Annotated in this window: 11 protein-coding genes; 1 reads left to right on the forward strand and 10 read right to left on the reverse strand. The window is 65.3% G+C overall.

Going from position 1 to position 11,603, the window contains the following annotated elements:
* Positions 1-34: 34 nt before the first annotated feature.
* The 5 genes from rplW to K9D12_RS03405 form a co-directional block, all read right to left on the reverse strand.
* Positions 35-334 carry a 50S ribosomal protein L23 gene (gene rplW, locus K9D12_RS03385; RefSeq protein ID WP_193642423.1) on the reverse strand — a complete coding sequence of 100 codons (300 nt, stop codon included), beginning with the start codon at positions 332-334 and terminating at the stop codon, positions 35-37.
* A complete protein-coding gene (gene rplD, locus K9D12_RS03390) occupies positions 331-987 on the reverse strand; it encodes a 50S ribosomal protein L4 (RefSeq protein ID WP_223059489.1) in 657 nt (218 codons plus the stop codon). The genes rplW and rplD overlap by 4 nt, the downstream gene beginning before the upstream one ends.
* A 2-nt stretch (positions 988-989) precedes the next feature.
* The gene (rplC, locus tag K9D12_RS03395; RefSeq protein WP_193642425.1) at positions 990-1,646 is read right to left on the reverse strand and encodes a 50S ribosomal protein L3; all 657 of its coding nucleotides are present in this window, start codon (positions 1,644-1,646) and stop codon (positions 990-992) included.
* A gap of 15 nt (positions 1,647-1,661) precedes the next feature.
* Positions 1,662-1,970 carry a 30S ribosomal protein S10 gene (rpsJ, locus tag K9D12_RS03400; RefSeq protein WP_006946210.1) on the reverse strand — a complete coding sequence of 103 codons (309 nt, stop codon included), beginning with the start codon at positions 1,968-1,970 and terminating at the stop codon, positions 1,662-1,664.
* Positions 1,971-2,406: 436 nt separating this feature from the next.
* Positions 2,407-3,678, reverse strand: a complete 1,272-nt coding sequence (locus K9D12_RS03405) for an aminotransferase class I/II-fold pyridoxal phosphate-dependent enzyme (protein ID WP_223059490.1) — start codon at positions 3,676-3,678, stop codon at positions 2,407-2,409.
* A gap of 162 nt (positions 3,679-3,840) precedes the next feature.
* On the opposite strand from K9D12_RS03405, the gene K9D12_RS03410 reads away from it, so the two are divergent.
* Positions 3,841-4,803, forward strand: a complete 963-nt coding sequence (locus K9D12_RS03410) for a glycosyltransferase family 2 protein (RefSeq protein ID WP_223059491.1) — start codon at positions 3,841-3,843, stop codon at positions 4,801-4,803.
* Between the two features lie 28 nt (positions 4,804-4,831).
* On the opposite strand, the gene K9D12_RS03415 is transcribed toward K9D12_RS03410, so the two are convergent.
* The 5 genes from K9D12_RS03415 to rpsL all read right to left on the reverse strand — a co-directional run bounded on the left by K9D12_RS03415 (position 4,832) and on the right by rpsL (position 11,540).
* The gene (locus K9D12_RS03415) at positions 4,832-6,832 is read right to left on the reverse strand and encodes a hypothetical protein (RefSeq protein ID WP_223059492.1); all 2,001 of its coding nucleotides are present in this window, start codon (positions 6,830-6,832) and stop codon (positions 4,832-4,834) included.
* A 333-nt stretch (positions 6,833-7,165) separates the two neighbouring features.
* Positions 7,166-8,362 carry an elongation factor Tu gene (gene tuf / locus K9D12_RS03420; protein ID WP_047310397.1) on the reverse strand — a complete coding sequence of 399 codons (1,197 nt, stop codon included), beginning with the start codon at positions 8,360-8,362 and terminating at the stop codon, positions 7,166-7,168.
* A 119-nt stretch (positions 8,363-8,481) separates the two neighbouring features.
* The gene (gene fusA, locus K9D12_RS03425; RefSeq protein WP_047310398.1) at positions 8,482-10,596 is read right to left on the reverse strand and encodes an elongation factor G; all 2,115 of its coding nucleotides are present in this window, start codon (positions 10,594-10,596) and stop codon (positions 8,482-8,484) included.
* A 99-nt stretch (positions 10,597-10,695) separates the two neighbouring features.
* Positions 10,696-11,166, reverse strand: coding sequence for a 30S ribosomal protein S7 (rpsG, locus tag K9D12_RS03430; RefSeq protein ID WP_047310399.1), 471 nt, complete (start codon positions 11,164-11,166; stop codon positions 10,696-10,698).
* Complete coding sequence (rpsL, locus tag K9D12_RS03435; RefSeq protein WP_047310400.1) at positions 11,166-11,540, reverse strand: 30S ribosomal protein S12; 375 nt, start codon at positions 11,538-11,540, stop codon at positions 11,166-11,168. The genes rpsG and rpsL overlap by 1 nt, the downstream gene beginning before the upstream one ends.
* Between the last annotated feature and the right edge of the window lie 63 nt (positions 11,541-11,603).

Genomic DNA, 11,603 nt, shown 5'->3' on the forward strand with positions numbered 1-11,603 from the left:
GTCTTGGATTGATTCGGCGATCGTCATCTATTGGTCAGGAAGCCTGACCGAAGATGTCGATGTTGCCTTCCGTGAGCGAGACGATGGCGCGCTTGGTGTCCTTGCGCTTACCCATGCCGAAACGCGTACGGCGCGTCTTGCCCTTGCGGTTCAGCGTGTGCACCGAAGCGACCTTGACGTCGAAGATCTGCTCGATGGCGATCTTGATCTCCGTCTTGTTCGCACGGGGGTCAACGATGAACGTGTACTTGCCTTCGTCGAGGAGCGCGTAAGACTTCTCCGACACCACCGGCTTGATGATGACGTCGCGCGGGTCCTTGTTCAGCGTGCTCACTTGTTCTCCTCCTCCACCTTCTGAGCGGCGGCGCCGCCGGCGACGAAGCCGTCGAACGCAGCCTTCGTGAAGACGATGTCGTCGGCGCACAGCACGTCGTACGTGTTGAGCTGGTCGGCCCACAGAACGTGAACGTTCGGCAGGTTGCGAACGCTGAGCTCGGAGACCGAGTCGAAGCGATCAATGACGACGAGCAGGTTCTTGCGGTCGGACAGCGACGCGAGGAACTTCGCGGCGGCCTTCGTCGACGGGGTCTCGCCCGCGACGACCGACTCGAGAACGTGGATGCGCTCGAAGCGTGCACGGTCCGACAGGGCGCCACGCAGAGCGGCGGCCTTCATCTTCTTGGGCGTGCGCTGTCCGTAGTCACGCGGCTGCGGGCCGTGGACGGTGCCACCGCCGGCGAACTGCGGCGCGCGGGTCGAGCCCTGGCGGGCGCGACCGGTGCCCTTCTGGCGGTAAGGCTTGCGGCCACCGCCGCGGACCATGCCGCGGGTCTTGGTGGCGTGCGTGCCCTGACGAGCTGCTGCGAGCTGAGCCACCACGACCTGGTGGATCAGCGGCACGTTGGTGACAACGTCGAAGATGTCAGCCGGCAGTTCGACAGAACCGGACTTCTTGCCCTCAGGGCTCAGGATGTCAACGGTAGTCATGCTCAGGCTCCCTTGAGTGCCGTACGCACGAGAACGACAGCGCCCGCGGGGCCGGGAACGGCACCCTTGATGAGCAGCAGACCCTTCTCGGCGTCGACGGCGTGGATCTGGAGGTTCTGGGTGGTCTGGCGAACGCCGCCCATGCGACCGGCCATACGCATGCCCTTGAAGACACGACCCGGCGTGGCGCAGCCACCGATCGAGCCCGGCTTGCGGTGGTTACGGTGCGCACCGTGCGAGGCCGAGACACCGGCGAAGCCGTGACGCTTCATGACACCGGCGAAACCCTTGCCCTTGGTGCGGCCGACGACGTCGACCTTCTGGCCGGCCTCGAAAGCCTCGGCCGTGATCTCCTGGCCGAGCGAGTACTCGCCGGCGTCGGAGGTGCGCAGCTCGACCAGGTGACGACGCGGCGTGACGCCGGCCTTCTCGAAGTGGCCGGTCAGCGGCTTGGTGACCTTGCGCGGGTCGATCTGGCCGTAGCCGATCTGGACCGCGTTGTAGCCGTCGGCGTCAGCGTTACGGACCTGCGTGACGACGCAGGGACCGACGGCGACGACCGTGACGGGGACGAGGCGGTTGTCGGCGTCCCAGACCTGGGTCATGCCGAGCTTCTCGCCGAGGAGCCCCTTCACGGAGCGCTCAGTGGTTGCAGTCATGAGTCAAACCCTCGCTTACAGCTTGATCTCGATGTTGACGTCAGCCGGAAGGTCGAGTCGCATGAGCGAGTCGACGGCCTTCGGCGTCGGGTCAACGATGTCGATGAGGCGCTTGTGCGTACGCATCTCGAAGTGCTCGCGGCTGTCCTTGTACTTGTGCGGCGACCGGATGACGCAGAAAACGTTCTTCTCCGTCGGCAGCGGCACCGGTCCGACGACCGTTGCGCCTGCACGGGTCACCGTGTCGACAATCTTGCGCGCCGAGCTGTCGATGACCTCGTGGTCATACGACTTCAGTCGGATGCGGATCTTCTGTCCCGCCATTCGCGTGAGTCTCTCTTCTCGCCAATCATGTTCAGTGCCGGCTCCCCACCCACGCGCTCGGGCGTGTCGCGACCCCTTCGGGCCGTCGCCTCCGTCGTGGAGGCGAGGGCTTTTCAGCCGGTGCTTGCGCTTTCCCTGAATCGCACGTCACCCGCTCGGGGTGGTCGCACCTTCAGGAGGCGCAGAACAGGTGCGTTTCAGAGGCGGCAGTGCAGGTACGGACCTTCACCACGCGTCAAGCAACTTGTCCATAGTGCCAGATGCCCCGGCGATGGCCAAATCGGGGCGGCCGTGGCGATGGCCACACCGCGCCTTGCCCTCACACACCGACCGAGCCCACCTCGGAGCGCACCGCTCGGTTCGAGCACGGTGCGCCCCGGGCGGGCCCGTTCTGTCGAACCCCGGCACAGGACCGTGGTTCGGTCGTGTGTCGTGTTCAGGCTGTGTTCTTCGCCTCGGCCGCTGCGAGCAGCACACAGAGGGCGACACCCTCCATGGCCGTGCGTACCTCGTCGAGCGGAGGGAGCGACGGTGCGAGACGGATGTTCTCGTCCTTCGGGTCCTTGCCGTAGGGGAACGACGAGCCGGCGGGTGTCAGCGCGATGCCGGCTTCCTTGGCGAGTTCCACGACGCGTGAGGCCGTGCCGGGCACGACGTCGAGGTTGACGAAGTAGCCGCCGTGCGGCGTGTTCCATCGCGCGACGTCGTAGCTTCCGAGCCGAGCCTCGAGGGCTGCTCCGACGGCGGCGAACTTCGGCGCCATGATGTCGCGGTGCTTGGCCATGTGTGCGCGCACCCCGGCTGCGTCACCGAAGAACTCGGCGTGGGCGAGCTGGTTGACCTTGTCCGGTCCGATGGAACCGTTGCCCAGGTTCTCGAGGTACCAGGCCACGGTGTCGCGCGAGCCCGCGAGGAAGGCGACACCGGCACCGGCGAAGGTGATCTTCGACGTCGAGGCGAACATGATCGGGCGGTTCGGGTGACCCGAGGCCTGCGCGAGGCTGACGATGTCCGCCGTCTTGGCCTCCACGCCGTCGAGGTGGTGCACGGCGTAGGCGTTGTCCCAGAAGATTCGGAAGTCGGGAGCTGCGGTCGGCATCGCGGCGAGCGCGGCCGCGACCTCCTGCGAGCAGACGGCCCCCGTGGGGTTGGCGTAGGTGGGCACGACCCACATGCCCTTGATGCTCGGGTCGGTCGCCACGAGGCGGGCGCACTCGTCGGCGTCGGGGCCGTCGTCGTTCATCGGGACGGTGATCATCTCGATGCCGAACGACTCCAGGAGCGCGAAGTGGCGGTCGTAGCCGGGCACAGGGGCCAGGAAGCGAACCTTCTCCTCCTGTGCCCAGGGGCGCGGGGAGTCGAGGCCGCCACGCAGGAGGTGGTACACGAGGGTGTCGTGCATCATCGTGAGGCTCGAGTTGTTGCCCGCGACGATCTGGTCGAGCCCCACACCGAGCAGTTCGGCGAAGATGCTGCGGATCTCAGGGAGGCCCGCGAGCCCGCCGTAGTTGCGTACGTCGACTCCCGACTCGTCCTTCGTCGTCGACGGCAGCGTCAGCAACCCGTTGGCAAGGTCGAGCTGCGCCGAGGAAGGCTTGCCACGCGTCAGGTCGAGCGACAAGCCACGTCCCTTCAACTGCTCGTACTCGTCACGCAGGTCCTGAAGCAGGTCCGCGAGCTGCGCAGCGGACATCTCGGCCAGGGTCATCGGGTTCCTTCCGGTCACTGACGGGCATCCCCATCCTTCCACGTCGCATCCGGGCCAGCCAGGGTGTCTCGACGCTGTCGGTGTGCTGCGCCTGGTGTGCCTGGTGTGCCGGCGCGGCAGCGCGCCCCGCGCGGCGTACCGGTGGTGGCGCCTGCGACGAATATGCTGGTCGACGTGAGACCTGAGCTTTCCGTCGTCGTGCCGATGTTCAACGAGGAGGATGTCCTCCCCCTTTTCGTGGAACGCCTCCGCCCCGTCCTGGACGAGATGGGCGTCGCCTACGAAGTCGTGTGCGTGGATGACGGCTCCGCGGACGCGACTGCGGTTCTTCTTCAGCGATACCGCAGGGACTGGGATCAGCTGCGCGTCGTTCGTCTGCGAGCCAACTCCGGCCACCAGGCTGCCATCAGCGCCGGTCTTGCCCGCGCCCGTGGCGACTGGATGGTCACGATCGACGCCGACCTCCAAGATCCGCCCGAAGTCATCGCGGAGATGCTCGAGACCGGCAAGCGGGAACATGTCGATGTCATCTACGGCGTGCGGACCGACCGTTCCACCGACACCCGTTTCAAGCGCACGACCGCCGAGGGCTTTTACAAGGTGATGAACAAGCTCGGCGCACAGGGAGCGATGAACGCCGGCGACTTCCGCATGATGTCCCGGGCGACGGTCGACGCCGTCCTCGCCCTGCCCGAGCAGAACCGCGTGCTTCGCCTCGCCGTTCCAACGCTGGGTTTCCCCTCGTCGGAGGTGGGGTACAAGCGCGAGCAGCGGGCCGCCGGTGAGTCCAAGTACCCGCTGAGCAAGATGCTGAAGCTGACCCTCGACTCCATCACCGGGGTCAGCCACGCACCGCTGCGGTTCGCCACGTGGTTCGGCCTGGCCGGGTTCGTCATCGCCTTCGCCGTTATGCTCTTCGCGATCATCAGCAAGCTGTCGGGGCACTCGATCACCGGTTGGGCCTCGACCATCGTGATCATCAGCGTTTTCGGCGCGTTCCAGCTGCTGTGCCTCGGCATCCTCGGTGAATACGTCGGCCGGATGTACACGTCGCTCCAGGCCCGGCCGACGCACTACATCGCCTACGACTCGCTCGAAACGAGCGAGGCGAACCGCGAGTTCTGAGCTGCTCCCGGACGGGGACTCCGCGACATCACCTCAGCCGGTAGATCGACACGGTTCCCTGCCGGTGAGCAAGCTCCGCGAACGTGTCCAGATCGGACGAGACCTTGCTCGCACGTGAATCACCGAACAGCCAACGGACGCCGTGGCTCTTCAGCTGTGCGACGGCCTGCGCGCTCGGCGCGTGGAAGAGGTTCTCGTTCGTCATGTAGAGCTCGTGGTCAGCGAAGGGTTGGTTCGTAGCGGCCACTCCCCCCTTGCCTGCGTCGCGCTGGGCCTGGTCCGTGTATCCCCACGACTCGATGAACACACGGCGTTCGGTGAAGGCACTGACCCAATAAGCCCGCGAATCGCACTTGGCGATTGCCGTCACCGTGCGGCAATGCACATTGGTCGCCACCACGTCGTGTTCGTTCGAATGGACCCTGAGCCACTCTGCTGCGGCGGTTTCCTGCGCGGTGACGGTCCAAGGCTTGTCGTCGGTGAGCGACGAAGACGCGGCGGCGACCGACGCGGTCACCGTAGTGATCGCCGGCTGCACCAAGGCGGCCCCGAGCAGGGCACCGACCGCGAGCACGGGCGTACGACGCCGGAGCACCATCGCCGCGACGACCGCTGCAAGGGCCAGGCAGGCGATGACGAATACTGCTGCCGGAAGCGAGTTCTTCGCGGGCACTTCCGATCCGCTGACGAGGCGCATCAACGCGATGACCACGGCACCCGCCGCCGCACCGGCCAGCATCCGACCCCACCTATGCCGGGAGCCACCGCGCTCCCACGCCGCCGCGACGCCCCATCCGGCGAGCAGCGCGATCAGCGGGAGGGCACCGAGCGGAAAATAGGCTTGCGAGAAGCCTGTGTGATCAATGAGCAGGAATGCTGCGATGCTCGCGGCGAAACCACCAAGCAAGAAGACGGGGAGCGGATCCTCGACCCAGGTGCGACCGAGGGAAAGGCTGCTTGCCACATAGGCGTACTGCACAAGCAGTGCGATGCACAGGGCAGCGACGAGCACGAGCACTCCGCCTGTGGCGAGATACGGCATGACGAAGGGACCGTGATCCAGCGGGACGTCGAGGCCGACGTACTGCCGGTAGGCGCTCAAGCGTCGGAAGCTGGAAAGCAGCCGAATCTTGGAGCCGGCCGAACCGCCGGCGAAGAGCGGCACGGCCATCGCGATGCCGACCAGGCACAGGCCACCCACCATGAGCGCGCCGCGGCGGATCGGCGAGCGCCGGATGAAGAGCAGTGCGACGCAGAAGGCGCCTCCGAGGAAGACGGGGAGGATGCTCGACTTCGCTCCGGCGCACAGGAACACCGTGACGACGAGCAGGGCCGCCTCGCCGGCGCCGAGGCGCCCTGATCGCAGTACCGGAATGAAGAGCCATGTCGCCGCGAGCGTGAAGACCAAGCCGAAGATCTGTGACGGGCTGAGCCACAAGAACGGGGACGAGGGGCCCACGCCGCCCATCCAGGCGAAGGGGAGCACAGACGCGGGGATCACTGTGAGCAGGATGGTCACGTTGCCCGCAACCCATCCCCCACTGAGTCGCTTGCCCACGACCAGGCACAGGCCGAACGTCAAGGCGACCACGGGCAGGTACCAGAGGCGCAGCACGACGTCTGCGGTGGAAGTGAACGAACCCAAGCTGCCGGACGCCATGTACGCGTCGCTCAGCCAGTGATAGTTGAGACGGCCGAGGACCTCTGCCTGAGGGATCGTGGGGAGGGCAGACCGTTTCAGTTCAGCAGCGATGCCGAGGTGCCAGTACAGGTCCTGATACATGGTGCTAGGACCCGGCGGACGGGACTGGTGGCGCGCGAATCCGATGAAGGCGACGGCCATCCAGGCCGTTGCGCCGACGAGGAGGTTCAGGGAACTGAAGGGCGTCGCCGTCACGGCATCGGCAGACTCCGCCGGGCCGGCCTCGCGACGAGTCCGTGACGTGCGACGAAGCCGCAGAATCGCGCACACGAGCGCGACCAGGGCGCCTAGCACCGTGAAACGTGGAAGACCGATCGTCTGCCACACGACCCAGTTCCCGAGTTGCGCCGCCACGCCGACGACGGAACCGAGAACCCAGCGCTCGAGCTTGCCTGCCACGCGCCGGCTCACCACGGCGTAACCGAGGACGGACCACACGAGTGTCCACAGGGCGTAGCGCGTGGCGGACAAGATGCTCACATCCAGCAGTGCGGGTGTGCCGAACACCAGCATCGTCAGAAGGAGAGCAACTACGAATTCCTTGCGTTTCAGCACCGGCACATCCTACGTGCCACCCGCACCCTGGCGTGAACGACGAAAGGGCCCCGAGACCGAAGTCTCGGGACCCTTCCCTGCGATCATCCCCGTGCGGGGATCAGATCACTTGATGATCTTGGTGACGCGACCGGCGCCGACCGTACGACCACCCTCACGGATGGCGAACTTCAGGCCCTCCTCCATGGCGATGGGCTGGATGAGCTCCACCGTCATGTCGGTGTTGTCGCCGGGCATGACCATCTCGGTGCCCTCGGGCAGGTGAACGACACCCGTGACGTCCGTCGTACGGAAGTAGAACTGCGGACGGTAGTTGTCGTAGAACGGCGTGTGACGGCCACCCTCGTCCTTCGAGAGGATGTAGACCTGACCCTCGAAGTCCGTGTGCGGAGTGATCGAACCCGGCTTGACGACAACCTGGCCACGCTCGACGTCCTCGCGCTTGACACCGCGAAGGAGCAGACCGACGTTCTCACCGGCGCGACCCTCGTCGAGCAGCTTGCGGAACATCTCGATGCCCGTGACGGTCGTCTTGGTGGCCGGGCCCTCGTGGATGCCGACGATCTCGACGTCCTCGTTGACGTTCAGGACACCGCGCTCGATGCGGCCCGTGACGACGGTTCCACGACCGGTGATCGTGAAGACGTCCTCGACCGGCATGAGGAACGGCTTGTCGATGTCGCGCTCCGGCTCCGGGATGGAGTCGTCGACAGCGTTCATGAGCTCCATGAGCTTGTCGCCCCACTCGGCGTCGCCCTCGAGCGCCTTGAGCGCCGAGACCTGAACGACCGGCAGGTCGTCACCCGGGAAGTCGTAGGAGGACAGCAGTTCGCGGACCTCCATCTCGACGAGCTCCATGATCTCCTCGTCGTCGACCATGTCAGCCTTGTTCAGCGCGACGACGATGTAGGGAACGCCGACCTGGCGGGCCAGGAGGACGTGCTCCTTCGTCTGCGGCATCGGGCCGTCGGTGGCCGCGACCACGAGGATGGCGCCGTCCATCTGAGCAGCACCGGTGATCATGTTCTTCACGTAGTCAGCGTGACCGGGGCAGTCGACGTGAGCGTAGTGACGCTTCTCCGTCTGGTACTCGATGTGCGCGATCGAAATCGTGATACCGCGCTGCTTCTCCTCCGGCGCCTTGTCGATCTCGTCGAACGGCGTGAAGGGGTTGAGTTCCGGGTACTTGTCGTGCAGAACCTTAGAGATTGCTGCCGTCAGCGTCGTCTTGCCGTGGTCGATGTGACCGATGGTGCCGATGTTGACGTGCGGCTTGCTCCGCTCGAACTTCGCCTTCGCCACTTGGGTCCTCCTCAGGACTTGTGTTGGTCAAACGCTTTGTCGCCTTCGGGGTTGAAGGCGCCGGGACGCGTCTGTTGTTTACAGGTTGTGGTACGGGTCTCTAGACGGGACGGACCCGTTCACTCGCCCCGGATCTTCTTGATGATCTCGTCCGCGACGCTCCGGGGAACCTCGGCGTACGAGTCGAACTGCATCGTGTAGTTGGCACGACCCTGCGTCTTGGAACGAAGGTCACCAACGTACCCGAACATCTCCGACAGCGGAACGAGGCCACGAACGACCTTGGCGCCGCTGACGTCCTCCATGGCCTGGATCTGGCCACGGCGGGAGTTGATGTCGCCGATCACGTCGCCCATGTACTCCTCGGGCGTACGGACCTCGACTGCCATCATCGGCTCGAGCAGCACCGGGTCGGCCTTGCGGACGGCCTCCTTCAGTGCCATGGAGCCGGCGATCTTGAACGCCATCTCCGAGGAGTCGACGTCGTGGTAGGCACCGTCGACCAGCGTGGCCTTGAGGCCCACCAGCGGGTAACCGGCGAGGACACCCTGCTGCATGGCGTCTTGGATGCCGTTGTCGACGCTGGGGATGTACTCACGCGGCACGCGACCACCGACGACGGCGTTGACGAACTCGTAGAGCTCGCCCTCGGACGTGTCGAGGGGCTCGAAGGTGATCTGGACCTTCGCGAACTGACCGGAACCACCGGTCTGCTTCTTGTGCGTGTAGTCGTACTTCGCGACGGCCTTGCGGATCGTCTCGCGGTACGCCACCTGCGGGGCGCCGACGTTGGCCTCGACCTTGAACTCGCGCTTCATGCGGTCGACCAGGATGTCGAGGTGGAGCTCGCCCATACCACGGATGATGGTCTGGCCGGTCTCCTCGTCGAGCTCGACCTGGAAGGTCGGGTCTTCCTGAGCCAGCTTCTGGATGGCCGTGGAGAGCTTCTCCTGGTCACCCTTCGTCTTCGGCTCGATGGCGACCGAGATGACCGGCTCCGGGAACGTCATCGACTCGAGGACGATCTGGCTGCTCGGGTCGCTCAGGGTGTCACCCGTCGTCGTCTCCTTGAGACCGATGGCGGCGTAGATGTGACCAGCCTGTGCCTCGTCGACCGGGTTCTCCTTGTTGGCGTGCATCTGGAAGAGCTTTCCGATGCGCTCCTTCTTGCCCTTGGTCGTGTTGACGACCTGCGAGCCGGCGGAGATCTTGCCCGAGTAGACGCGGATGAAGGTGAGCGAACCGAAGAACGGGTGCGCAGCGACCTTGAACGCGAGGGCCGAGAAGGGCTCGTCGAGAGCCGGCTTACGCGTGATCTCCTGCTCCTCGTCACCCGGGACGTGGCCGATCATCGGCGGCACGTCGAGCGGGCTCGGGAGGTAGTCGACGACGGCGTCGAGCATCGGCTGGACGCCGCGGTTCTTGAATGCGGAGCCACACAGGACCGGGTAGAGCTCGGAGTTGACCGTGAGCTTGCGGATGCCGGCCTTGATCTCGTCCTCGGTCAGCTCCTCGCCGCTGAGGTACTTCTCCATGAGGTCGTCGTCGGACTCGGCGACACGCTCGACGAGCGCGTTGCGGTACTCCTCGGCCTTGGCCTTGAGGTCGTCCGGGATCTCCTGGATCTCGTACTTGGCACCCATGGTGACGTCACCCTTGGCGTCACCCGGCCACACGAGAGCGCGGTTGTAGATGAGGTCGACGACACCGACGAAGTCGTTCTCGGCACCGATCGGCAGCTGGAGCACGAGCGGCTCCGCACCGAGGCGGTCCTTGATCGTCTGGACGGTGAAGTAGAAGTCAGCGCCCATCTTGTCCATCTTGTTGACGAAGCAGACGCGCGGAACGTCGTACTTGTCAGCCTGGCGCCACACCGTCTCGGACTGGGGCTCGACGCCCTCCTTGCCGTCGAAGACAGCGACGGCACCGTCGAGGACGCGCAACGAGCGCTCGACCTCGACCGTGAAGTCCACGTGACCCGGGGTGTCGATGATGTTGATCTGGGTACCTTCCCAGAACGACGTCACAGCAGCGGACGTGATCGTGATGCCACGCTCCTTCTCCTGCTCCATCCAGTCGGTCGTCGACGCACCGTCGTGCGTCTCACCGATCTTGTGGTTGACGCCGGTGTAGAAGAGGATGCGCTCGGTCGTCGTCGTCTTGCCGGCGTCGATGTGCGCCATGATGCCGATGTTGCGGACCTTCTTCAGGTCGGTCAGCACGTCCTGTGCCACGGTGTCTCTTCTCGTTCGAAGTTCAGTATCAGTACTGGGTGAGCCGGGGTGACGGCCCGATCCATTCTACGAAGAGAACGGACCGCCACCCCAACTCGATCACCAGCGGTAGTGCGCGAAGGCCTTGTTGGACTCGGCCATCTTGTGCGTGTCCTCGCGACGCTTGACAGCGGCACCCAGGCCGTTGCTGGCGTCGAGGATCTCGTTCATCAGGCGCTCCGTCATCGTCTTCTCACGACGCTGACGCGAGTAGCCGACGAGCCAACGCAGCGAGAGCGTCGTGGCACGGGCCGGCTTGACCTCGATCGGCACCTGGTAGGTCGCACCGCCGACGCGGCGGGACTTGACCTCGAGCGACGGACGGATGTTGTCGAGCGCACGCTTCAGCGTGACGACCGGGTCGGTGCCCGTCTTCTCACGGCAGCCTTCGAGGGCGTCGTACACGATGCGCTCAGCGATGGACTTCTTGCCATCCATGAGGATCTTGTTGACGAGCTGCGTGACGAGCGGCGAACCGTAGACCGGGTCGACGACGAGGGGGCGCTTAGGAGCAGGACCCTTACGAGGCATTACTTCTTCTCCTTCTTCGCGCCGTAGCGGCTACGCGCCTGGTTACGGCCCTTGACACCCTGGGTGTCGAGCGAGCCGCGGATGATCTTGTAGCGCACACCGGGAAGGTCCTTCACACGGCCGCCACGCACGAGCACGATCGAGTGCTCCTGCAGGTTGTGGCCGACGCCCGGGATGTAGGCCGTGACCTCGATACCCGAGGTGAGCTTGACGCGGGCGACCTTGCGAAGAGCCGAGTTCGGCTTCTTCGGGGTCGTGGTGTAGACGCGGGTGCAGACACCGCGTCGCTGGGGGCTGCCCTTAAGAGCCGGAGTTGCAGCCTTGACGGCCTTGTCCTGGCGACCCTTACGGACGAGCTGGTTGATCGTAGGCAACCTGGTTCTCCGAACGTGTCGTTTCTGTTCCGCTCGCCGACCTGGGCCGACGAGCTCCTTGTC

The sequence above is a fragment of the Dermacoccus sp. Tok2021 genome (assembly GCF_019895135.1).
GTDB classification, from domain to species: Bacteria; Actinomycetota; Actinomycetes; order Actinomycetales; family Dermatophilaceae; genus Dermacoccus; species Dermacoccus abyssi.

Bases quoted from the DNA above. Each gene is read 5' to 3' on its own strand.
- rplC (WP_193642425.1), bottom strand. From the start codon at position 1,646: ATGACTGCAACCACTGAGCGCTCCGTGAAGGGGCTCCTCGGCGAGAAG.
- K9D12_RS03410 (WP_223059491.1), top strand. From the start codon at position 3,841: ATGCTGGTCGACGTGAGACCTGAGCTTTCCGTCGTCGTGCCGATGTTC.
- K9D12_RS03405 (WP_223059490.1), bottom strand. From the start codon at position 3,678: ATGACCCTGGCCGAGATGTCCGCTGCGCAGCTCGCGGACCTGCTTCAG.
- rpsJ (WP_006946210.1), bottom strand. From the start codon at position 1,970: ATGGCGGGACAGAAGATCCGCATCCGACTGAAGTCGTATGACCACGAG.
- rpsG (WP_047310399.1), bottom strand. From the start codon at position 11,166: ATGCCTCGTAAGGGTCCTGCTCCTAAGCGCCCCCTCGTCGTCGACCCG.
- rplD (WP_223059489.1), bottom strand. From the start codon at position 987: ATGACTACCGTTGACATCCTGAGCCCTGAGGGCAAGAAGTCCGGTTCT.